Source organism: Streptomyces sp. NPDC102270, from assembly GCF_044766405.1.
Lineage (GTDB): Bacteria > Actinomycetota > Actinomycetes > Streptomycetales > Streptomycetaceae > Streptomyces.
Map to the genome: position 1 here is coordinate 369643 of NZ_JBIWLX010000002.1, position 22683 is coordinate 392325.

General features: G+C 70.9%; 19 protein-coding genes, 1 tRNA gene and 2 pseudogenes. 8 read left to right on the forward strand and 14 right to left on the reverse strand.

The genetic code is table 11. The features are described 5' to 3' along the window. Positions 1–75 precede the first annotated feature (75 nt). The 3 genes from ACIRP7_RS04595 (at position 76) to ACIRP7_RS04605 (ending at position 1461) form a co-directional block, all read left to right on the forward strand. Entirely contained in the window at positions 76–870 is a 795-nt protein-coding gene (locus ACIRP7_RS04595; RefSeq protein ID WP_403653877.1) for a trans-aconitate 2-methyltransferase, read from the forward strand. Next, entirely contained in the window at positions 870–1223 is a 354-nt protein-coding gene (locus tag ACIRP7_RS04600) for a VOC family protein (protein WP_403653880.1), read from the forward strand. Before ACIRP7_RS04595 ends, ACIRP7_RS04600 begins: the two co-directional genes overlap by 1 nt. Positions 1224–1287: 64 nt before the next feature. Further along, the gene (locus ACIRP7_RS04605) at positions 1288–1461 is read left to right on the forward strand and encodes a CsbD family protein (protein ID WP_352388323.1); all 174 of its coding nucleotides are present in this window, start codon (positions 1288–1290) and stop codon (positions 1459–1461) included. 70 nt (positions 1462–1531) lie between these two features. Here the strand turns inward: ACIRP7_RS04605 and ACIRP7_RS04610 are convergent, their stop codons facing one another. Both ACIRP7_RS04610 and ACIRP7_RS04615 read right to left on the reverse strand, forming a co-directional pair. Beyond that, the gene (locus ACIRP7_RS04610; RefSeq protein ID WP_403653883.1) at positions 1532–2200 is read right to left on the reverse strand and encodes a TetR family transcriptional regulator; all 669 of its coding nucleotides are present in this window, start codon (positions 2198–2200) and stop codon (positions 1532–1534) included. 7 nt (positions 2201–2207) lie between these two features. Then, positions 2208–3218 carry an acyl-CoA desaturase gene (locus tag ACIRP7_RS04615; RefSeq protein WP_403653886.1) on the reverse strand — a complete coding sequence of 337 codons (1011 nt, stop codon included), beginning with the start codon at positions 3216–3218 and terminating at the stop codon, positions 2208–2210. 308 nt (positions 3219–3526) lie between these two features. On the opposite strand from ACIRP7_RS04615, the gene ppc reads away from it, so the two are divergent. Beyond that, a complete protein-coding gene (gene ppc, locus ACIRP7_RS04620) occupies positions 3527–6268 on the forward strand; it encodes a phosphoenolpyruvate carboxylase (protein WP_403653889.1) in 2742 nt (913 codons plus the stop codon). A 61-nt stretch (positions 6269–6329) separates the two neighbouring features. On the opposite strand, the pseudogene ACIRP7_RS04625 reads toward ppc, so the two are convergent. From ACIRP7_RS04625 to ACIRP7_RS04660, 8 genes and pseudogenes are all read right to left on the reverse strand, one after another. Further along, positions 6330–6910 (reverse strand): annotated as a pseudogene (locus ACIRP7_RS04625) (LPXTG cell wall anchor domain-containing protein). Between the two features lie 118 nt (positions 6911–7028). Beyond that, the gene (locus ACIRP7_RS04630; protein WP_403653892.1) at positions 7029–7532 is read right to left on the reverse strand and encodes a hypothetical protein; all 504 of its coding nucleotides are present in this window, start codon (positions 7530–7532) and stop codon (positions 7029–7031) included. Between the two features lie 30 nt (positions 7533–7562). Further along, a complete protein-coding gene (gene pth, locus ACIRP7_RS04635; protein WP_403653894.1) occupies positions 7563–8165 on the reverse strand; it encodes an aminoacyl-tRNA hydrolase in 603 nt (200 codons plus the stop codon). 102 nt (positions 8166–8267) lie between these two features. Continuing rightward, positions 8268–8852, reverse strand: coding sequence for a 50S ribosomal protein L25/general stress protein Ctc (locus tag ACIRP7_RS04640; protein ID WP_403653897.1), 585 nt, complete (start codon positions 8850–8852; stop codon positions 8268–8270). A 183-nt stretch (positions 8853–9035) separates the two neighbouring features. Further along, positions 9036–10016: a ribose-phosphate diphosphokinase gene (locus tag ACIRP7_RS04645; protein WP_352388306.1), complete on the reverse strand. Its 981-nt coding sequence runs from the start codon at positions 10014–10016 to the stop codon at positions 9036–9038. A 75-nt stretch (positions 10017–10091) separates the two neighbouring features. Beyond that, positions 10092–11540 carry a bifunctional UDP-N-acetylglucosamine diphosphorylase/glucosamine-1-phosphate N-acetyltransferase GlmU gene (gene glmU, locus ACIRP7_RS04650; RefSeq protein WP_403653900.1) on the reverse strand — a complete coding sequence of 483 codons (1449 nt, stop codon included), beginning with the start codon at positions 11538–11540 and terminating at the stop codon, positions 10092–10094. A 112-nt stretch (positions 11541–11652) separates the two neighbouring features. Then, positions 11653–11727: transfer RNA gene (locus ACIRP7_RS04655), tRNA-Gln, on the reverse strand. A 23-nt stretch (positions 11728–11750) separates the two neighbouring features. Beyond that, a pseudogene (locus tag ACIRP7_RS04660) lies at positions 11751–12441 on the reverse strand (hypothetical protein). Positions 12442–12608: 167 nt separating this feature from the next. Between ACIRP7_RS04660 and ACIRP7_RS04665 the strand changes: the two are divergent. Beyond that, positions 12609–13916: a sensor histidine kinase gene (locus ACIRP7_RS04665; protein WP_403653903.1), complete on the forward strand. Its 1308-nt coding sequence runs from the start codon at positions 12609–12611 to the stop codon at positions 13914–13916. A 14-nt stretch (positions 13917–13930) separates the two neighbouring features. On the opposite strand, the gene ACIRP7_RS04670 is transcribed toward ACIRP7_RS04665, so the two are convergent. Both ACIRP7_RS04670 and ACIRP7_RS04675 read right to left on the reverse strand, forming a co-directional pair. After that, the gene (locus ACIRP7_RS04670; protein ID WP_403653906.1) at positions 13931–14425 is read right to left on the reverse strand and encodes an SUKH-3 domain-containing protein; all 495 of its coding nucleotides are present in this window, start codon (positions 14423–14425) and stop codon (positions 13931–13933) included. A gap of 100 nt (positions 14426–14525) precedes the next feature. Next, positions 14526–15098: a YwqJ-related putative deaminase gene (locus tag ACIRP7_RS04675; protein WP_403653909.1), complete on the reverse strand. Its 573-nt coding sequence runs from the start codon at positions 15096–15098 to the stop codon at positions 14526–14528. Positions 15099–15421: 323 nt separating this feature from the next. On the opposite strand from ACIRP7_RS04675, the gene ACIRP7_RS04680 reads away from it, so the two are divergent. From ACIRP7_RS04680 to ACIRP7_RS04690, 3 genes are all read left to right on the forward strand, one after another. Beyond that, positions 15422–16417: an SMI1/KNR4 family protein gene (locus ACIRP7_RS04680; protein ID WP_403653912.1), complete on the forward strand. Its 996-nt coding sequence runs from the start codon at positions 15422–15424 to the stop codon at positions 16415–16417. Positions 16418–16426: 9 nt separating this feature from the next. Beyond that, positions 16427–18982 (forward strand): SUKH-4 family immunity protein, encoded by a 2556-nt coding sequence (locus ACIRP7_RS04685; RefSeq protein WP_403653915.1) that lies wholly within the window; start codon positions 16427–16429, stop codon positions 18980–18982. Positions 18983–19213: 231 nt separating this feature from the next. Then, the gene (locus ACIRP7_RS04690; RefSeq protein WP_403653918.1) at positions 19214–20101 is read left to right on the forward strand and encodes a cellulose-binding protein; all 888 of its coding nucleotides are present in this window, start codon (positions 19214–19216) and stop codon (positions 20099–20101) included. A gap of 369 nt (positions 20102–20470) precedes the next feature. Here ACIRP7_RS04690 and ACIRP7_RS04695 read toward each other — a convergent pair whose 3' ends face one another. Beyond that, the gene (locus ACIRP7_RS04695; RefSeq protein WP_403653920.1) at positions 20471–22078 is read right to left on the reverse strand and encodes a cation acetate symporter; all 1608 of its coding nucleotides are present in this window, start codon (positions 22076–22078) and stop codon (positions 20471–20473) included. Beyond that, on the reverse strand, positions 22075–22482 hold the full coding sequence (locus ACIRP7_RS04700; protein WP_403653923.1) for a DUF485 domain-containing protein: 408 nt from the start codon (positions 22480–22482) through the stop codon (positions 22075–22077). Before ACIRP7_RS04700 ends, ACIRP7_RS04695 begins: the two co-directional genes overlap by 4 nt. Positions 22483–22683 lie beyond the last annotated feature (201 nt).

Genomic DNA, 22683 nt, shown 5'->3' on the forward strand with positions numbered 1-22683 from the left:
TGGTTGTGTCGATGTGAAGTCTCTTGATGTAAAGTATCTTGACATCAAGATAAAAAGTTGGGGACAGTGGATCCCATGACGACTTGGGACCCTGCCCAGTACCTCCGCCACGCGGACCACCGCGCCCGCCCCTTCACCGACCTCCTCGCCCGCGTCCCGGAGCTTGCGGGGGACGCGCCCGTGATCGCCGACCTGGGCTGCGGCCCCGGCAACGTGACGACGCTGCTCGCCGCACGCTGGCCCACGGCCCGCATCACCGGCTACGACAACTCGGCCGAGATGCTCGACAAGGCGCGGGTCGAGTACGCGGGCCCCACGTCCGGCGGCGGCAGCCTCGACTTCGCCCACGCGGACGTCCGCACGTGGACGCCCGCACAGCCGTACGACCTCATCGTCAGCAACGCCACGCTTCAGTGGGTGCCGGGGCACGTCTCGCGCTTCCCGGACTGGATCGAGGGCCTCGCCCCCGGCGGCACCTTCGCCTTCCAGGTCCCCGGCAACTTCGACTCCCCGAGCCACCGCCTGATGCGCGACCTCGCCGGGGCGATGGGCCTCGCGGAGACCCTGCGCCACGACGACGCCGTCCTCGCCCCCCAGGACTACCTGACGGCGCTGACCGACCTGGGCTGCGAGGTGGACGCGTGGGAGACGACGTACGTGCACCTCTTGCAGGGGGAGGACCCGGTCCTGGACTGGGTGAAGGGCACCGGCCTGCGCCCGGTCCTGGCCGCCCTCGCCGACGACCCGGCGGCGCGGGAGAGCTTCCTGGACGAGTACCGGGCAGCCCTGCGCGAGGCGTATCCGGCGGGGCCGCACGGCACGCCGTTCCCGTTCCGCCGCATCTTCGCGGTGGCCCGCAAGGAGGGCTGATGCTCGCGGCCGTCGACCATGTGCAGCTCGCCGCGCCGCCGGGCTCCGAGGACCTGCTGCGCGGCTACTACGTCGACGTCCTCGGCATGACCGAGATCCCCAAGCCGCCGGTGCTCGAGGCTCGGGGCGGCTGCTGGTTCCGGGCGGGGGCCGTGGAGCTGCACCTGGGGATCGAGAAGGACTTCCGGCCGGCGAAAAAAGCCCACCCCGGGCTCCGCGTCACGGACATCTCGGCGTACGCCGCCCGGCTGGAGGCGCACGGCGCCACGGTCCTGTGGGACGAGGGACTGCCGGGGCGGCGGAGGTTCTACTCGTACGACCCTGGGGGCAACCGGCTGGAGTTCGTTGTTTGACTGAGGCGGTCCGGGTCACCCGCAGTGATGACAACGGACTCTGCAAGCGCTGGGAGTGAGTACGGTGGCGGAAGACCAGAAGGCCAAGGCCAAGAAGGAACAGGTCAAGGGCAAGGCCAAGGAGGCCGTGGGCCGTGCGGTCGGCAACGAGCGCATGGAGGCCGAGGGCCGCGCGGGGCAGTCCAAGGGCGACGCGCGCCAGGCCAAGGAGAAGGCCAAGGACACTTTCAAGCACTGACGCCCACGCGAACGCAGCGGCCCGTGCACCCCTGGGTGCACGGGCCGTCGTCGTACGGGCCGGTGACGGGTCAGCTCTTGCGGCGGCCTATCAGGCGCGGTTTCGCCTCCAGGCCGTCCAGGCCGTGCCATGCCAGGTTCACCAGATGCGCCGCCACCTCCGCCTTCTTCGGGCGGCGCACGTCCAGCCACCACTGGCCGGTCAGGGCGACCATGCCGACCAGGGCCTGGGCGTACAGCGGGGCCAGCTTGGGGTCGAAACCGCGCCTCTTGAACTCGCGGCCCAGGATGTCCTCCACCTGCGTCGCGATGTCCGAGATCAGCGAGGCGAAGGAGCCCGTGGACTGGGGGATCGGGGAGTCGCGGACCAGGATGCGGAAGCCGTCCGTGTACTCCTCGATGTAGTCGAGGAGGGCGAAGGCCGCCTGTTCGCACAGTTCACGGGGGTGGCCGGCGGTCAGGGAACTCGTCACCATGTCCAGCAGGCGCCGCATCTCACGGTCCACCACCACCGCGTACAGGCCCTCCTTGCCGCCGAAGTGCTCGTACACCACCGGCTTGGAGACGCCCGCCTTCGCGGCGATCTCCTCCACCGACGTGGCCTCGAAGCCCTTCGAGGCGAAGAGCGTGCGACCGATCTCCAGAAGCTGGGCGCGGCGCTCGACCCCCGTCATCCGAGTACGCCGGGCACGCCGCGGCTTCGCTTCGTTGCTCGGGGTACTGCTGGAGTCGGTCGCCACGCGTCCATCATGCCGCCTCGGCGGCCTCCTTCTTGCGCCCGGAGCCGTCCCCGTCCGTGATCCGGCGGGAATCGATACGCGAGCGTGACGGCCAGCGCACGTCGTACGCCCAGCCCAGCATCTCGAACCAGCGGATGATCCGCGCCGAGGAGTCCACCTGTCCCCGCATCACCCCGTGCCGCGCCGAGGTCGGGTCGGCGTGGTGCAGGTTGTGCCAGGACTCACCGCAGGACAACACGGCCAGCCACCACACGTTGCCCGAGCGGTCCCGCGACTTGAAGGGCCGCTTGCCGACCGCGTGGCAGATCGAGTTGATCGACCAGGTCACGTGGTGCAGCAGGCAGACGCGGACCATCGAGCCCCAGAAGAAGCCGGTGAACGCGCCCCACCAGGACATGGTCACCAGACCGCCGATCACGGCGGGCAGGGCGAGCGAGAGCATCGCCCAGAAGATGAACTGTCGCGAGATCGCCCGCATCGCCGGGTCCTTGACCAGATCCGGCGCGTACTTCTCCTGCGGGGTCTGCTCCTCGTCGAACATCCAGGCGATGTGGGCCCACCACAGGCCCTTGATCAGTGCCGGGACCGTCTCTCCGAACCGCCACGGCGAGTGGGGGTCGCCCTCGGCGTCGGAGAACTTGTGGTGCCTGCGGTGGTCGGCCACCCAGCGCACCAGCGGTCCCTCGACCGCCATCGACCCCATGATCGCCAGCGCGATCCTCAGCGGTTGTTTGGCCTTGAAGGAGCCGTGCGTGAAGTAGCGGTGGAAGCCGATCGTGATGCCGTGGCAGCCGAGGTAGTAGAAGAAGACCAGAAGACCCAGATCGAGCCAGCTCACTCCCCAGCCCCAGGCCAGCGGCACCGCCGCGAGCAGGGCGAGGAACGGAACGGTGATGAAGAGGAGCAGCGTGATCTGTTCGAGCGAGCGTTTCTGCTCACCGCCCAGTGTCGCGGAGGGCGGTGTCGGGCCGTCGGGGGTCTTCGGGGCGTCTGCGATCACATCGGAGCGCGTGGTCATGGGCGTCCCCTGTGGGGTTTCGAGGATTGGAGACTGGTGCCGGGCTGCGGGAATCCTGCACGGGGGTCCGTGACGACGGTCCCTACGGTTCCGTAACCTACGGCATCGTAAGTATGGCAGTGGGGCGCCCGGCGGCAAGAGCCCGAGAGTCTGCGCGTCCGCATGGACACCTATCCTTGGAGTCGGTCGGACAGCGCGGTCCGCTCTGAATTCTTCCCGGATGGCCCGGCCGTATGCGGCGGCTGCCGCACGACCGCACTCCGGGTTCCCCTGCCGGACGAGCTTCAACACTGCAAGGAGCCGCACCTGTGAGCAGTGCCGACGACCTGACCATGAGCGCCACGTCCACCAGTACCGAGCTGCGCGCCGACATCCGCCGGCTGGGCGACCTTCTGGGCGAGACCCTCGTCCGCCAGGAGGGCCCCGAGCTGCTGGAACTCGTCGAGAAGGTGCGCCGCCTCACCCGTGAGGACGGCGAGGCCGCCGCCGAGCTGCTGCGTGGCATCGAACTGGAGACCGCCGCCAAGCTGGTGCGCGCCTTCTCCACCTACTTCCACCTGGCCAACGTCACCGAGCAGGTGCACCGCGGCCGCGAACTGCGGGCCAGACGCGCCGCCGAGGGCGGTCTTCTCGCCCGTACGGCCGACCGCCTCAAGGACGCCGACCCCGAGCACCTGCGCCAGACCGTCTCCAACCTCAACGTCCGCCCGGTCTTCACCGCCCACCCGACCGAGGCCGCCCGCCGCTCGGTGCTGAACAAGCTCCGCCGGATCGCCGCGCTCCTGGAGATGCCCGTCATAGAGGCGGACCGGCGCCGCTACGACACCCGTCTGGCCGAGAACATCGACCTCGTCTGGCAGACCGACGAGCTGCGCGTGGTGCGCCCCGAGCCCGCCGACGAGGCCCGCAACGCCATCTACTACCTCGACGAGCTGCACGCCGGCGCCGTCGGGGACGTCCTGGAGGACCTGACGGCCGAGCTGGAGCGCGTCGGCGTCAAGATCCCGGACGCGACCCGCCCCCTGACCTTCGGCACCTGGATCGGCGGCGACCGCGACGGCAACCCCAACGTCACGCCCCAGGTCACCTGGGACGTCCTGATCCTCCAGCACGAGCACGGCATCAACGACGCCCTGGAGCTCATCGACGAGCTGCGCGGCTTCCTGTCGAACTCCATCCGCTACACCGGCGCCACCGAGGAGCTCCTGGAGTCCCTGAAGCTCGACCTGGAGCGCCTGCCGGAGATCAGCCCCCGCTACAAGCGCCTCAACGCCGAGGAGCCGTACCGCCTCAAGGCCACCTGCATCCGGCAGAAGCTGGAGAACACCAAGACCCGCCTGGCCAAGGGCATTCCGCACGAGGACGGCCGCGACTACCTCGGCACCGGCGAACTGCTGCACGACCTGACCCTGATCCAGACCTCGCTCCGGGAACACCGCGGCGGGCTCTTCGCCGACGGCCGGATGAACCGCACCATCCGCACCCTGTCCGCCTTCGGCCTCCAGCTCGCCACCATGGACGTCCGCGAGCACGCCGACGCCCACCACCACGCTCTCGGCCAGCTCTTCGACCGGCTCGGCGAGGAGTCGTGGCGGTATGTGGACATGCCCCGCGAGTACCGGGCCAAGCTGCTCGCGAAGGAGCTGCGCTCGCGCCGGCCCCTCGCGCCGACCCCGGCTCCGGTCGACGCGGCCGGTGAGAAGACCCTCGGTGTCTTCCAGACCGTGAAGCGGGCCCTGGAGGTCTTCGGACCCGAGGTCATCGAGTCGTACATCATCTCCATGTGCCAGGGCGCCGACGACGTCTTCGCGGCGGCCGTACTGGCCCGCGAGGCCGGCCTGCTCGACCTGCACGCCGGCTGGGCGAAGATCGGCATCGTGCCGCTCCTGGAGACCACCGACGAGCTCAAGGCCGCCGACACCATCCTGGAGGACATGCTCTCCGACCCGTCGTACCGCAGGCTCGTGGCCCTGCGCGGGGACGTCCAGGAGGTCATGCTCGGCTACTCCGACTCCTCCAAGTTCGGCGGCATCACCACCAGCCAGTGGGAGATCCACCGCGCCCAGCGGCGCCTGCGTGACGTGGCCCACCGGTACGGCGTACGGCTGCGCCTGTTCCACGGCCGCGGCGGCACCGTCGGCCGCGGCGGCGGCCCCTCCCACGACGCCATCCTCGCCCAGCCCTGGGGCACCCTGGAAGGCGAGATCAAGGTGACCGAGCAGGGCGAGGTCATCTCGGACAAGTACCTCGTGCCGTCCCTGGCCCGGGAGAACCTGGAACTCACGGTCGCCGCCACCCTCCAGGCGTCCGCCCTGCACACCGCGCCCCGCCAGTCCGACGAGGCCCTGGCCCGCTGGGACGCGGCCATGGACGTGGTGTCGGACGCCGCGCACGCCGCGTACCGCAGGCTCGTCGAGGACCCGGACCTGCCGACGTACTTCCTCGCGTCGACGCCGGTGGACCAGCTCGCCGACCTGCACCTCGGCTCACGGCCCTCCCGCCGCCCCGGCTCGGGCGTCTCTCTCGACGGACTGCGGGCCATCCCGTGGGTGTTCGGCTGGACCCAGTCCCGGCAGATCGTGCCCGGCTGGTTCGGCGTGGGCTCCGGCCTGAAGGCCCTGCGCGAGGCGGGCCTCGACACCGTGCTCGACGAGATGCACGAGCAGTGGCACTTCTTCCGGAACTTCATCTCCAACGTCGAGATGACGCTCGCGAAGACCGACCTGCGCATCGCCCGCCACTACGTCGAGACCCTCGTCCCCGCCGAGCTCCAGCACGTCTTCGCCGACATCGAGGCCGAGCACGAGCTGACCGTCCGCGAGGTCCTGAAGATCACGGGCGAGGCCGAACTCCTCGACGCCACCCCGGTCCTCAAGCAGACCTTCGCCATCCGCGACGCCTACCTGGACCCGATCTCCTACCTCCAGGTGACGCTGCTCAAGCGCCAGCGCGAGGCGGCCGCCGCCGGCGAGCCCGCCGACCCGCTGCTGGCCCGAGCCCTGCTCCTCACGGTCAACGGCGTGGCCGCGGGGCTGCGGAACACCGGCTGACCTCCGGACACGGAAAAAGCGGTGCCCCCGAGACTCGGGGGCACCGCTTTTCGGTTCTACGTCAGGCCCGGCGCCGCCTGACCAGGAGGTAACCGCCGGCCGCCGTCAGCGCGGCGGCGACCCCCGCGAGGAGGCCGACGGGAGCGCTGTTGCCGGTCTCGGCGAGGTCAGCGGTGGAGCCCTGCGCGGAAGCGGAAGCGGACGGAGAGGCCGACGCGGAGGCACCGGCCTCGGCGGATCCACTGGGGTCGGCGCTGGGAGACGCGGACTCGCCCGACCCCGGAGTGCCGGAGGCCGACGCGCTGGGCGTGGCCGTACCGCCGCCGCCTTCCTCCTCCGCGCAGTCGGTCCAGAACACCTTGTAGTGCCCGTCGGGCAGCGACAGGTCCTCGGTACGGCCGTGTCCGTCGGCGTCCAGCGTGATCTCGCCGGACTTCACGGTGTCGCCCTTGACCTTGGCCGTCGGAGCCCAGGCCTCGATGGGCCAGTCGACCTCCTGGACGGCGTCGAAGCCGAACGCGTCGAGGTAGAAGGTGCAGACGTGCGGCTCGTTCTCGCGGAGCTCTTCGCCGGTGGTGGCGTCGTGGATCTTCACGGTGCCGTTGTCACGGGAGCGGTGGCGTGGGCGGCCGGGGCGACCAGGAAGGCCGCCGAAGCGGGCGTGGAGGGGGCGGCTCAGCTTCCAGCGCGGACTGACCTCTGGTCAACACGAACAGAGAACACCCAGGTTCTCCACAGAAGCGGAGAACGGCGAAAGCCCTCAGACAGCCACGAAAGCCGCCGTGAGCAGCGCGATCCCCGACCCCGCCATGACCCACGCGAGCCGCGTCCGGCGCAGCCCGCCCGCCACGACCACCGACGCGAGCAGCAGCGCCCCGCCCATCGGCACCCACGAATAGAGCACGCCGGCCGGTCCGGACCGTACGAGGTCATCGGTGCCGGGCTTCACCACGACCGGGTAGGTCTGACCCTTGCGCACGGCCACGGTGTTCTCGATGACGGCCCGCGCCCGTGCCCGCGACCCGTGGGACAACGGGGTGTACGGGCCCGTGCAGGCATCCTCGGCACACCGCGTCACCTTGACCCTGCCCTGCTCGCGGCCCTTGGTGAGCATCACGTACTGGGCGCTGCCCCAGGACGCCCATACCCCGGCGATCAGGATCACCAGCGCGAGGGTGCCCATCGACGCGAGCCGTCCGAACCGCAGTGCGGCGGTCGAGGTCCGGCGGGCGGAGGCGGCGAGGGCAGGCATGGCCGGGATCATTGGCCATGGGATCACGCAAGTCAATTCGGGCTAGGAGTTGTACGTGCTCTGCGCCCGCTCGAGCCCCTCGATCACCAGAGCCTCCACCGCGTCGGCCGCGCGGTCCACGAAGTAGCCGAGCTCCTTGCGCTCGCTCGACGAGAAGTCCTTCAGCACGAAGTCCGCGACCTGCATACGGCCCGGCGGGCGCCCGATCCCGAACCGCACCCGGTGGTACTCCGACCCGAACGCCTTCGTCATCGACTTCAGCCCGTTGTGACCGTTGTCCCCGCCGCCCAGCTTCAGCCGCAGGGTGCCGTAGTCGATGTCCAGCTCGTCATGGATCGCCACGATGTTGGCGACCGGCACCTTGTAGAAGTCCTTGAGCGCGTTCACCGGACCGCCGGACAGGTTCATGAAGGACATCGGCTTCGCCAGGATCACCCGCCGGTTCGCGGGGCCGGGCGGACCGATCCGCCCCTCCACGACCTGCGCCTGCGCCTTCCCGGCCCGCTTGAACCGGCCCCCGACCCGCTCGGCCAGCAGATCGGCCACCATGAAGCCCACGTTGTGCCGATTGCTCGCGTACTCGGGCCCCGGATTGCCCAGCCCCACGATGAGCCAGGGCCCGTTGGCGTCGGTCGTCACGTCCATGTCTCCTTGATACGCGGTCTCCGTGCTACCCGGCCCCCGTGATACGCGCCGACCGCCGCCCCCGAAGGGAACGGCGGCCGACAGCCGGTATCACGGAGAGGATCAGGCCTCGGTGGCCTCGGACTCGCCCTCCGCCGGGGCCTCCTCGGCCTGGGCGGCCAGGATCTGGAGGACGACCGCGTCCTCGTCCGTCAGCAGCGTGGTGCCCTCGGGCAGCGGGATGTCCTTGGCGAGGATGGAGTCACCGGCCTCCAGGCCCGCGATGGAGACGGTGACCGACTCCGGGATGTGCGTGGCCTCGGCCTCGACGTTCAGCGTGCTGAGCACGTGCTCCAGCAGGTAGGCGCCCGGCGCCAGCTCGCCCTCGGTGTGGACGTAGACCTCGACGTTGACCTTCTCGCCGCGGTTCACCAGGAGCAGGTCGACGTGCTCGAGGAAGCCCTTGATGGCGTCGCGCTGCACGGCCTTCGGGATCGCCAGCTGGGTCTTGCCCTCGATGTCCAGGGTGAGCAGGACGTTCGGGGTACGCAGGGCGAGCTGAAGCTCGTGGCCCGGCAGCGTGATGTGCACCGGCTCGGCACCGTGACCGTAGACCACGGCGGGAACCTTGCTGTCACGGCGGATACGGCGGGCGGCACCCTTGCCGAACTCGGTGCGGGTCTCAGCGGTGAGCTTGACGTCGGCCATGGTCACTCCTCGTAGAACAGTTGGGGAAGGGGTCACCCGGCCAAACAATCGGCCTGCTACGAAGAGCGCGTCGATAACGGACCGCCGACACCTGCGCGAACAGGTACGGCCTCCCTCGCCGAGCAACTTCAGCAGCTTACTCGGAGGGGGAGGCCGTCACCAAAACGATCTTCTGCAGAACCCTTACTGCTCGTCGAAGAGGCTGGTCACGGACCCGTCCTCGAACACCTCACGCACCGCGCTCGCGATCGTCGGCGCGATCGACAGCACCGTCAGCTTGTCCAGGTCCGCACCCAGCTCACCCGGCGTCGGCAGGGTGTTGGTGAACACGAACTCGCCCACCCGGGAGTTCTTCAGCCGGTCCGCGGCCGGACCGGACAGCACACCGTGGGTGGCCGTCACGATGACGTCCTCCGCGCCGTGCGCGAACAGCGCGTCCGCGGCCGCGCAGATGGTGCCACCCGTGTCGATCATGTCGTCGACCAGGACACACACCCGGCCCTTGACCTCACCCACGACCTCGTGGACCGTCACCTGGTTCGCCACGTCCTTGTCGCGCCGCTTGTGCACGATCGCCAGCGGCGCGCCCAGCCGGTCGCACCAGCGGTCCGCGACCCGCACCCGGCCCGCGTCCGGGGACACGACCGTCAGCTTGTTCCGGTCGACCTTGCGGCCCACGTAGTCCGCCAGCAGCGGAAGCGCGAACAGGTGGTCCACCGGACCGTCGAAGAAGCCCTGGATCTGGTCCGTGTGCAGATCGACGGTGAGGAGGCGGTCCGCACCCGCCGTCTTCATCAGGTCCGCGATCAGCCGCGCCGAGATCGGTTCACGGCCACGGTGCTTCTTGTCCTGCCGCGCGTAACCGTAGAACGGCACGATGACCGTGATGGAGCGGGCCGACGCACGCTTCAGCGCGTCGATCATGATCAGCTGCTCCATGATCCACTGGTTGATCGGAGCCGTGTGGCTCTGGATCACGAAGCAGTCCGCGCCGCGCGCCGACTCCTGGTAACGGACGTAGATCTCGCCGTTCGCGAAGTCGAAGGCCTTGGTCGGGACGACCCCGACACCCAACTGCTGGGCGACCTCCTCGGCAAGCTCGGGGTGGGCGCGGCCGGAGAAGAACATCATCTTCTTCTCGCCGGTCGTCTTGATCCCGGTCACAGCTGTCTCCTCAGAGGTGTTTCAACTGGGTGTGCAGTTATCACGGTACGACGACTTCGGCGCACCTGTTTCCGGTCAGTCCTCGATCGAGCCCTCACGGGAAGCCGCCTCGGCGGCCTGCGCCGCCGCGCTTCCCGGACGCTTGCGGGCCACCCAGCCCTCGATATTCCGCTGCTGGCCACGGGCCACGGCCAGCGAACCGGGCGGCACATCCTTCGTGATCACCGACCCCGCGGCGGTGTACGCACCGTCCCCGACCGTGACAGGCGCCACAAACATGTTGTCCGAACCCGTACGGCAGTGCGACCCGACGGTCGTGTGGTGCTTGTCCTGACCGTCGTAGTTCACGAACACACTCGCGGCACCGATGTTCGTGTACTCACCGATCGTCGCGTCCCCGACATAGGAGAGATGCGGGACCTTCGTCCCCTCCCCGATGGAGGCGTTCTTCGTCTCGACGTACGTCCCGATCTTGCCCTTCGCGCCCAGCCGGGTGCCCGGACGGAGATAGGCGTACGGCCCGACGCTCGCGCCGGCGCCGACGTGGGCGCTGTCGGAGACCGTGGTGTCGACCCGGGCGCCGGCTTCGACGACCGTGTCCTTCAGGCGGCTGTTGGGGCCCACCTCGGCGCCCTCACCCACATGCGTCGAGCCGTGCAGCTGCGTGCCCGGGTGGACGACGGCGTCCTGGCCGAAGGTGACGGTGACGTCGACCCAGGTGGTGGCCGGGTCGATGACGGTGACCCCGGAGAGCATGGCGCGGGTCAGCAGCCGGTCGTTGAGGATCCGCCGCGCCTCGGAGAGCTGCACCCGGTTGTTGATCCCGGCGATCTCACGGTGATCGGCGGCGACACAGGCGCCGACGCGGTGCCCGGCCTCGCGCAGAATGCCGAGCACGTCCGTCAGGTACTCCTCGCCCTGGGAGTTGTCGGTCCGCACCTTGCCCAGGGCGTCCGCGAGCAACTGCCCGTCGAAGGCGAAGACTCCGGAGTTGATCTCCCGGATCGCCCGCTGCGTCTCGGAGGCGTCCTTGTGCTCGACGATCTCGGTCACGGCACCGGAGGTCTCGTCCCGCACGATCCGCCCGTACCCCGTCGCGTCCGGCACCTCGGCGCTCAGCACGGTGACCGCGTTCCCGTCCGCGGAGTGCGTGGCGGCAAGGGCGTTGAGGGTCTCGCCGGTCAGCAGGGGGGTGTCCCCGCACACGACGACGACGGTCCCCTCGACACGGCCGCCGAGCTCCTCCAACGCCATCCGTACGGCGTGCCCGGTGCCGTTCTGCTGCGCCTGCACGGCCGTGCGCACGTCGGCGTCGGTGCCGGCGAGGTGGGCGGTGACCTTCTCCCGGGCGTGCCCCACGACCACGACGAGGTTCTCGGGGTCCAACTCACGGGCGGCGGCGAGAACATGACCCACGAGGGACCGTCCGCACAGCTCATGCAGGACCTTGGGTGTGGCCGACTTCATACGGGTGCCCTCACCCGCTGCGAGAACGACGACGGCTGCCGGGCGAATGGCGCTCACGGGATGCCCTTCGGCTGTGGAGGGGGTGGGGTGACATCCGCAGGATACCGGGGCGTTTCTTGGGGGACATGAGAGTGGGCCCTGACAGTCCTGTCAGGGCCCGAACAGTGTGTGGCTCCCCCGCCAGGACTCGAACCCGGACAGATGGCACCAAAAGCCACAGTGCTGCCAATTACACCACGGGGGAATGAGTTCGACTAAACCGGACATTTAGTCAGGCTGCCGAGTGGCGGCTCCTACTATGCCGTACCAGGTGCCCTCCATGCGACGGTACAGATCGGCGCTCTGCCGGACGTAAATCACGAGACGGCCGTGGTAGTCGTCGCCGGTGTTCTTGCGGACGGTCTTTGGGTTGTACTTCTTCAGCGTCGTCCGTTGCAGGGCGGATGCGTCGATTCCGACGAGGTCGGCCCAGTACTGCTCGGCACCGACTACGTCTGCGCTTGGAAGACCTGGATCACCGCCGGGTCGCTGTTGACGAAGTTGACCACCTCACGTCGCTGGTACGGCTTGCTCTTCTGCCCAATAGAGCGCGACGCCGGTCACGAACAAGTCCCGGTCGGTGAGTTCACCGACTCGTGCGTCGCGCCGTCCTTGACCCGCCTGCGCTCCTCGTCCTGCGTATCGCGTAGGCGTGCCGGCCCGGCTTGCATGAGCTCCCGATGCTCTTCCGGGGTGTAGCGAGGCTCCGGCTTCGGTAGATCTCGAACCCACAACGAGACAGAGCTTTTGGAGCAGCCCAGCTCATCCTCGATCTGGTCGTACGTCCAGCCCTGGAGCCGCAGTTCCCTCGCCCTGTCCCGTAGGTCATCCTTCGCGTGCTGTAGCCCTGCCGCCGCAACGCGACCGCCCGCTCCCGCAGCCCCTCGAAGTCCGCGTACTTGCCCTCTGGATGCGCCATGGGCATACCCTCCGGGCGGAATCCGATCTTCCGGCCTCGAACGGCGTGCGATTCAGCAGTTCGAGGGATATCGGGCGGTTTCGTGGTCGATCGGTCACTCAAGGTGGTGTAGGCCAGTCGTTGAAATGCACCGGAAAACCTGCGGGCGCCGAACGTAGGCTGGAGGCATGACCACGACGGGGGAAGACACCACCGCGGCTCAGACGGGGCCGTGGTGGTGGGCACGGTGGCGTAGTGCGGTGCTGGACGTGGGCCTGGCGTCCGCGTCCGCGGTGGAGTGTGCGTTCGAGGGGATCCGGTTCGCCCGGGACGCGGGGATCCCGATGGCCGCGGGGATCGTGTTCGGGGTGCTGGCGGGGTCGGTGCTGGTCGTCCGGCGCAAGTGGCCGATCGCCGTCGTGCTGGTGAGCATCGCCATCACGCCCGCCCAGATGGGCTACCTCATGGGCATCGTCGGCCTGTACACGCTCGCCGCGTCCGAGCTGCCGCGCCGGATCATCGGCTCGCTGGCGGGGATGTCCCTGGTCGGGATGCTGATCGTGATGTTCGTGCGGGTGCGGCAGGACATGGCCCACGACGAGCTGGACCTGGGGGACTGGTTCGTCCCCTTCGCGTCGATCACCACCGCGATCGGGATGACCGCGCCGCCGCTGCTGCTCGGGCTGTACGTGGGGGCCCGGCGCCGGCTCATGGAGAGCCTGCGGGAGCGCGCCGACGACCTGGAGCGGGAGCTGCAGCTGCTCGCCGAGCGGGCCGAGGAGCGGGCCGAGTGGGCGCGGGGCGAGGAGCGGACCCGTATCGCCCGCGAGATGCACGACGTCGTCGCGCACCGGGTGAGCCTGATGGTGGTGCACGCGGCCGCGCTTCAGGCCGTCGCCCGCAAGGACCCCGAGAAGGCCGTCAGGAACGCCGCGCTGGTGGGGGACATGGGGCGGCAGGCGCTCACCGAGCTGCGGGAGATGCTCGGGGTGCTGCGCAGCGGGGACGGGTTCGGGCGCCAGGAGCGGGCGGCGGTGCCGCTCGTCGCGGTGGGCGTGGCGGCGGCCGCGGCGGCCTCCCGGGTGGTGGACGAGGCCGACGGGCCGTGCCTGGACGATCTGGAGACACTGATCGGGCAGTCGGCCGCGGCGGGGATGGCCGTGGATCTGTCCGTGGAGGGTGATGTGCGGTCGTACGCCGCGCAGATCGAGCAGACGGCGTTCCGGGTGGTGCAGGAGGCGTTGACCAACGTCCACAAGCACGCGGCGGGTGCGAAGACGCACGTACGGCTGGCGCACCGGGTGTCGGAGATCGCGATGCAGGTGGAGAACGAACCGCCGCCGGAGGTGCCCTCGCTCGCGTCGGCCCGGCTGCCGTCGGGGGGCAACGGCCTGGTGGGGATGAAGGAGCGGGTCTCCGCGCTGGGCGGGGTGTTCGTGTCGGGGCCGACGGAGGCGGGGGGTTTCCGCGTGTCGGCGGTGATTCCGGCGGCGTAGGGCCCGCCCTCGCGTCAGGTCGCGACGAGACGGGCCGGTTCGATGCCGGAGACGAGGCCGGTCAGGGCCTGGTCGATGTCGGGGCCGAGGTACCAGTCGCCGGTGTGGTCGAGGGCGTAGACGCGGCCCTCGGTGTCGATGGCGAGGAGTGCCTGGGTGTCGGTCTCGGCGCCGAGCGGGCAGACCTCGGCGCCGAGGGCGCGGCCGAGGTCGGCGAGGGTGCGGGCCATGTGGAGGCCGTGCAGGGGGTCGAGGTGGAGGTGGGCGGGGGCGACCTGGCGGCCGGGGCCGGTGGGGGTCAGGTGCAGTCCGCCGAACTCGGCCCAGGCCTCGACGGCGGCCGGGAACACGGCGTGCCGGTGTCCGGCCGGTGAGGTGTGCTCGCGCAGGGCGTCGGCCCAGATCTCGGCCTGCTTTATGTCCCAGCGTCCGGGCTGCCAGCCGGCGGCGCGCAGAGCGGCGTCGACGGGGACGGGGAAGCGGGTGGTACCGGTGCGGTCGGGGTGCATCTGCCCTTCGCGTTCGTCGAGGTCATGGGTGGGCGCCGGGGTGCACGAGGCGCCGTCGTACGGGTTGTGAGGGTCGTACGGGTCGTACCGGTGGGGGGTGTCAGCCGCCGTTCGCCGTCGGGTCGACGATGCGTACGCCGAAGTGGGCGCTCAGGGCGCTGCAGGCGCGGCAGGGAGCGGCGAAGCTGCCGTGCAGCGGATCGCCGTCCTCGCGGATGCGGCGGGCGGTGAGCTTGGCCTGCTTGAGGGCGCGGCGGGCCTCGCCGTTGGTCATCGGTTTGCGGCCGGCGCGCTTGCTGCGGGCGGCGTCGGCGGCGGCGATGTGCCGCGATATCAGCATGGTCTCGGCGCAGCGGCCGGTGAAGCGGTCGCGCCGGTCGCTGCCGAGGGTGTCGAGGAAGTCCTGGACGAGCGGGTGCAGCGGTGGCGCCTGGTCGCCGCGGGCGGCGGTGGAGGTGAGGGTGGCGCCGCGCACGGAGAGGGCTGCGGCGACCGTGGGCAGTATGCCGTCGCGGCGGTGGCGGAGCACGGGCGCCTGGGGTCTTTCGGCGCTGCTCCAGCCGATGCGGGGATCGCCGTAGGCGCCGGCGTGCGGGCCGCCGTTCGCGCCGGTCGTCGTGGCCGTGTGCGGTCCTGTGTCCGGTCCCGTCTGCGTCGTGTTCATGATCGTCATCCCCTCCCGAGCATCCCCCCGGAGGTCACAGACTGCCAAATGGCGCGGCTCGCGGGGAAGCTGGGGCGTGCGACACGCCCAGGTTCGGGCGGGCTGTCACGGTGGGGTGACGGCTGGTCACGGAAGTGGAGGGGGCCTGGCCGGTGCCCGGTGACCGGTGTCGTCGTACCGCATAGGCTGTCGGCACCGCGATCCAAGTGGTCGCCGCGATGCGCGCGGTTGACGCGTGGAGACGGACGAGACAGTCGATACGGCGCGTGGCGGCCCTGCATTTGCCCAGGGTCGCCGCGGGTCGTACCAGAGCGCCGCAGGGGGCTTTCGCCATGACGACAGGTCGGCTCGGGCAACAAGCCGCGCCGCCGAACGCGGCCTACGCCGGGCAGGTCGTGCACTTTCCGGATCCGGTCCGGGCCGCGCGTCACCCCAGAGGGGTACGGGTGGACGAGCATGGCTACCCCGACTTCTCGCCCTACGCGCGTGCCGCCGCGGAGATCGCCGAGCCGCCGGAGGGCTTCGGGGTCGACGAGTTGCGGCTGACGGACTACGTCTCGGCGAACGCGGCGCTCGCGGCGACCGGTCACGAGCTGTGGGACACGGTGCCGGCGGTGGCGACGCCGCACGGCTGGACGTGGCATCACGTGGTGGGTTCGCGGCGGCTCGAGCTGGTCCCCGTCGAGGTGAAGGCGCTGCTGCGGCATCACGGCGGGATCGCGACGACACGTGTCGACCAGAACAAGCGGGGGACGCGGCCGTTGCAGGAGACGCGGCCGGCGCACTTCGGGCTGCCGAAGTCGGCCGTCGCCGTGACGGAGTCACAGGTGCAGGGGGTCGAGGAGGATCTCGGCTACCGGCTGCCGGGCGCGTACCGGTCCTTCCTGAAGGCGGCCGGCGGATCGGCCCCGGTGGGCGCCGCCCTGGACGCGGAGTTGGGGCTCCTGGTCGACCAGCCGTTCTTCACGGTCCGCGACGAGGCGGCGGTCAACGACCTCGTGTACGTCAACAAGTGCCTGCGGGACCACCTGACGAAGGACTACCTCGGTGTCGGCTTCGTCCAGGGCGGTCTACTGGCCGTGAAGGTGAAGGGCGAGGGCATCGGATCGGTCTGGTTCTGCGCCTACGACGACGCGCGCGACGTCGACCCTTCGATGCCGCCGGCCGTGCGCGTGGAACGTCTTCTGCTGCCCTGCGGCGCCGACTTCGACGTGTTCCTGTCCCGACTGGCCGGTAATCCACCGGAGTTGGAGACGGTGGCGAACCTGATGGTGGACGGCGGGTTCGCCCGTTCCGTTCCCGTGTCTTCTTCCGTGTCGGGGGAGTGAGCTTCAACGATGGTGACGTTCGCGCAGGCGCAGGAGCGCGCGGAAGAGTGGATCAACGGGGACGTGCCGTCGTACCAGCACCGTGAGGTGCGGGTACGGGAGTTCGACCTCGGGTTCGTGGTGTGGGCCGAGGACCGGGCGGAGGGGCCCCGTTCGGACGGGGGCGCGCAGCGGCTGGTGATCGCCCGGGACAGCGGGGACGCCACGCTGTGGCCTTCGCTGCCGGTGGGCGAGGTGATTCGCCGGTACGAGGAGGAGTACGGGCGGGAGGCCGGGGGCGGCGACGGGGACGCGGGGGCCGCGTCCGCGGCGTCCCGGGTCGATCTGAATCAGACGTCGTTCCTTCTCTCGCCGCCGGAGTGGTTGCAGGACGCGGCGGACAAGTTGGGGATCGCCGGGCCCGGGGGAGCGGGTGCCGGTTCGGGCGCCGCGCCGGAGGTGCCTGCCGGGGCCAGGCCGTGGACCGGGACCGACACCAACGGGGGCGAGGACCTCTCGGTGGCGTTGCCGGAGACGGTGTTCTCGGCGCCGGTGAGCGGTGACGGTGGCGCTGGTAGCGGTACGGACGAGGGGACTTCGGCGGTCTTGGAGGGGTCGGAGATCTCTGAGGTCTCGGAGGACTTCGAGGACTTGGAGGGCTCGGCGGGCTCGGCGGGCTTGGACTCCAGGACTGCGCGGATTTCTGGGGGTGGTCGGTCGTCGTCCGGGGCGTCGTCTGCGTACGGCTACCCGCAGGGGGCTGGTGGGGTTGCTGGGGTGCCTCAGCCGCAGGGTGTGCCTGGCGCTCCCGGTGCTCCGGGGCCCGCGCCGAGTGCCGGGGACATCGCCGATGTCGCCACCAGCAAGTTGGCATCTCCCTCGCGGGGGGCGCAGGCCGGGGGACCGACGCCGCCGCCTCCGCCGGGTCCCCCCGGGGTGCCCGGTGCACAGCCGGGGAACTCGCCCACGCCGCCCCCTCCTGGTGCGCCGGGGGGCGGGTATGTGCCCACCCAGTTCGTGTCGGCGCCGGGTGTCGAGGGGCCTTCGGGGTCGGGGGCGCCGTCGGCCCCTGGTGCTCCCACCGCGGGTGCGCCGGGTGGATACGGGTTCCCGGGTGCTCCGCAGCCGTCGGGTGGGCCGGGCGGGCCGGGCGGGCCTCAGGCTCCTGGCACTCACGGTGCAGCGCCGTTCCCGAGCGCTCCGGGTGCTGCGGGAGGGCCCGGTGCTTCGGGGTTCCCGGGCACCCCGGGTGAACCCGGAGCCATGCATCACGCGGAAACCGTGCTGTCCGCACCTCCGGTGAGTGGCGGTCCCGGCGTGCCTCCGCCGCCGCAGGCCCCCGGCTCTCCCGGTGCCCCGGGGGCTCCCGGTGTCCCCGGAGTCCCCGGCGCCGCTCCGGGTGCTCCGCAGCCGATGCCGCCCGGCACGATGCCGCCCCCGCCTCCGGGTGCCGTACCGTCCCCGTCCCCGTCCCCGTCCCTGGGCCCAGTGCCTCCGCCGGGCGGGCCGATGCCGGGGCACCCCGCAGCCGGGCAGCCCACACCGGGCCACCCCGCTCCCGTGCACCCCGCCCCCGCTCCGCCCCCGGCCTACGGATACCCCCAGCAGTCGCAGCCCACCGTGGGGCCCGGCTATCAGGCCGTCCTTCGGTACCGTGCGCAGGACGGGTCGGAGCAGCAGTTGATCCGGCGGTCGGCGCCGGGGACGCCGCACCCGGAGTGGCAGATCTTCCACGAGCTGCGCGGCATGAACGTCCCCCCGGACCAGGTGCTGGAGCTCCACACCGAGTTGGAGTCCTGCGAGCTCCCGGGGGCGTACTGCGCGCGGATGATCCGCGAACAGTGGCCGCAGGCGAGGATCGCGAGCATCGCCCCCTACGGCACGGATCACGCGAGCCGCCAGCAGGGCATGCAGCAACTGCTGGCGCACCAGGGCGAGTTGCACCAGGTGGCGGACGGACCCGCCCGCCCCGCGCCGGTGCGCGCGCCGTTGCCGCCCGTGCAGGCCGCGCCGCCGATCCCGCCGGAGGGTGTGGCGCAGGAGCTGGCGGGGGCTTTCGGGCCGGGGATCTTCCGGTTCGAGCAGGTCGCGGTGGACCGCCAGGGCGTGCCGCCGGTCGTCGCGCACTCGCTGGTCGTGGCGGGGTTGCCGTTGGACATGGGTCCGTTCTTCTGGGCGCAGGCCCAGCCGGGGCGGCCGGTGCCGACGCTGGCCGAGCTGGCGGCCGAGCGCGGGGTGCGGCCGGCCTCGGACGCGGGCTCGTACCTCGTCATGGGCAGCGACTTCGGCAAGGCGATCTGTGTGCAGTACGGCACGGCGAACATCGTCGCCGTACCCGTGGAGTCCGGGCCGGGCGGTGCGCCCGTACCGCCGCAGTTCGTGAACACGGGCCTGCCCGAGTTCCAGCGCTGTCTGGCACTGCTCGGCCGGATGTGGCGGCTTCGCTTCGGCCTGAACCAGGAGCAGGCGGGCCGCTGGACCGTCGACTTCCAGGCCCAGTTGGCCTCGCTCGATCCGGCGGCGCTGGGTTCGCCGGAGAGCTGGTGGTCGGTGCTGCTCGAACAGATGTGGGACGGGCTGTTGTGACGCCCCGCCGCCGCTGAGCCACGCGCGCGTGGAGGGCCGGACCCGGTCGTGTGACCGGGTCCGGCCCTTTTGTGCGCGCATCCGATGACGCGACGACCCCGTGTCGACCTCGTGCCCCCGGGGCCTTTCTGCGGAGTGTCGCGTTATGAACATTTCCGTCCGATACATCAAGATGTGCACGAAATCATCATTTCGCGTCCATTTGCGTGGTCGGTGGAGAGGGGTTCCAGGATGAGCAGCGCACCGGTGTCGCCCCCGGGGTTCGTGGCCGTACGGGGGCGCGGCTACCGCCCCGAACAGGTCGACGCGTACGCCGCCGCCCTGTCCCGGGACCGTGACGCCGCCTGGGAACGGGCCGCCCGGCTCACCGTGCTCGCCCGGGAGATGGAGGCCGAGGCGGTGCGGATGCGGGAGGTCGTGGCGACGCTGGCCCCGCAGGCGTACGAGGCCCTCGGTGAGGGGGCGCGGCGCCTCTTCGAGCTGGGGCAGGAGGAGGCCGCGGCCGTTCGGGAGAGGGGGCGGCAGGAGGCGCAGCGCCTCACGGACGAGGCGCGGGCGCACGCCGACGGCCTCCTGGGTGCCGCACAGGCGCACGCCGATGCCGTGCGCGCCGAGGCCGACGAACGCGCTCGTCAGCGGCTGCTCGTCGCGCGCGCCGAGGCCGACGAGATCCGTGTCACCGCCCGGCGTGAGGTGAAACAGGGGCGCGGAGAGGCGCTCGCCGCGTTGCGCGACGTACGCCAGCGCACCATCGCGATGCTTGCCGAGCAGGCCAAGGAGCAGGCGGAGCGGTGGGCCGTGGTGGAGCAGGCCGAGGAGAAGCGGATGGCCGAGGCGGACGCGCGGGACGCCGAACGGGTGGCGCGGGCGGAGGCGGCGCTGTCGGACGCGCGGCGGGAGTTCGCGGAGGCGGAGGCATCGCTGGGCCGGTGCGAGGAGGACGCACGCGCGCGTGCGGCGGAGATCCTCGCGGAGGCGCGGGCCCAGGAGGAGCGGATCGCCGGCGAGACGGAACGGGTGCTGCGGAAGCACGGGGAGCGCTGGGACGAGATGCAGGCACAGATGGACCACGTACGCAGCAGCCTGACGGCCCTCACAGGAACAGCAGCAACGGAGTGACAGCGTGCGGCGCCGGCCCGACCGGACCAGTCAGCCGACGGCGCCGACCCGACGCCGGTCACCCGCCCCCACCCAGGGGCGGCGGCGCAGACCCGACACCGGTCACCCGCCCCCACTCAGGGGCGGCGGCGCAGACCCGACACCGGTCACCCGCCCCCACTCAGGGGCGCGGGGAACTGCGCGCCCAGCCTCCACCGGCCCGCGGCCGGGCGGGCCGAGCCAGTTGGGGCGGCCGGGCCGGTCGGGCCACCCGCACCCACTCAGGGCCGGCGGCGCAGACCCGACGCCGGTCACCCGCACCCACTCAGGGGCGCGGGGAACTGCGCGCCCAGCCCCCACCGACCCGCGGCCGACACCCAACGCCCCCACTCACCCCCTCCGCACAGCCCCCGCCAAGATCCACCCCTCCACCGCCTCGTACTGCCGCCGCTGCTCCTCCGCCTTCCGCCGCCCCGAGGCGACCGTCCCCAGCCACCCGAACAAGAACCCCGCCGGAATCGACACCAGCCCCGTCGTCGTGAACGGCAGCCAGTTGAAGTCGGCCTGGGGGAACGCGGACACAGGTGACCCGGAGACGAGATTCGTGCCCGGCATCAGCAGGAGCACCGTCACCGTGCCGCCGATCAGCGTGCACAGCAGCCCCGTTCGCGTGTAGCGCCGCCAGAACAGGCTGTACACGAGCGCCGGCGCCAACGCGGACGCGCCGACGCAGAAGGACAGGATCACCAGCGGCTGCAGACTGCGGTGCTGGATCAACGTCGCGAGGAAGATCGTGGGGACGCCGACCGCCAGCGCCGACACCCGGGCCAGCAGGATCTCCCGGTGCGCCGGCATCGACCGCGCCCGCGCCGCGAACACGTCGTGCGCCAGGGAGTTGGCGCAGGCGAGGATCATGCCGGCGACGGACGCGAGAAGGGTGAGGAAGAGCGCCGTGGTGACCGTGGTGAAGAGAAACGTCTCTCCGGTCGACACCTCGGGCCCGAACACCGCCCGCGAGCCCAGCAGATACGCCGTGTTGCCCTGCGGATCCGCCTCCGCGATCACCGTACGTCCGATCATCGCCGTCGCCCCGACCCCGACGACCGTGATGACCAGGACGAACACGGCCACCGACGACACCGCCCACGACATCGAACGCCGTACCTGACGGGCGCTGGACGCGGTGTACATGCGCATGGTGACGTGCGGCAGACACGCCCCGCCGATGACGACCGCGAGCTGCGAGGTGATCATGTCGAGGCGCGGATACGGTCCGCCCGCGAACTCCAGTCCCGAGCGCAGGTAGTCCGGCCCCACCCCGCTCTGCCGGGCCGCCGTGTCGAACAGTGCCGCGGGGTTCCAGTCGAACCGGTGCATGACGAGTACGGCGATCACGGCGCCCGAGCCGAGGAGCATGACGATCTTCAGGATCTGGATGAGGGCGGTGCCCTTCATGCCGCCGATGGCCGCGTAGCTGATCATCAGGATGCCCAGGCCGATGATGAAGCCCGTCTTCAGCGAGTCGCCGGAGAACCCCAGGATGAACGCCAGCAGTTGGCCGGCGCCGGCGAGCTGCACCAGCATCAGCGGCATCAGCGCGGCGAGGGTGACCAGGCACGCGGCGACACGTACCGCGCGTCCCGGCATCCGGTGTGCGAGCGCGTCGCCCATGGTGAACCGGCCCGCGTTGCGCAGGGGTTCGGCCAGCAGGAACATCAGCAGCATCAGCGACAGGACCGTGCTCAGCGCGAGAACGATGCCGTCGTAGCCGCAGAGCGCGATGACCCCGCCCGTACCGAGGACGGTCGCGGCGGAGATGTAGTCGCCCGCGATGGCGAGGCCGTTGCGCAGGGCGGACAGGGAGTTGTAGCCGGTGTAGAACTCGTCGAGGTCGTCGCGGTCCGGGCCGGTCATCACGCACAGCAGGAGGGTGATGGTGGCGACGGCGGAGAACGCCACCAGGCTCATCGCCTGGGCGGAGTCGCTGAAGCCGGTCATCGCGCCGCCGCCCCTCGCCGGGCGTCCACCTCGGACTGCTTGCGAATGCGGTCCGCGAGCGGGTCGACGTAGCGGCGCGCGGTGTGCTCGTACACGGCGATCGCCAGCCAGGTGACGGGCAGTTGGAGCAGGGCGAGGAGCAGTCCTGTGGGCAGTCCGTCGGTGACGCTGCTCGCCATGAAGGACGGCGCGTACGCGGACAGCACCAGGAAGAGCGTGAAGTAGCCGAGCGCGGTGAGCGTGGCGGTGCGCCGCTGCCAGCGGTAGGCGCTGCGCAGGATCCGCAGGTCGCTGTGGTGGCCGAGCGGATCGCGGTGGCTGGGGCGGTGTCGGGCCGGTTCGGGCGGCGGGGCGGGGGGCTGCCAGGGATAGGTGGGGTACGGCTGTGACGGGTCGTAAGACACCCGGTGCTCCTTGCGAGGCTCGGGTCCGACGCGGCGGACCGCAGGGAGTTGGGGGGTGGACGGGGGAGCGGAGCCCCGCACGTTACTCGGCGGTCCGGAGTTGTACAGCCCTTTCGACAAACTGATCGGTCGGTATGCGCTTACTTCTCTGACCTGCGGTGTTACCCCCGTTAACTCAGACTTTTGGTCTCACCGCAGCGT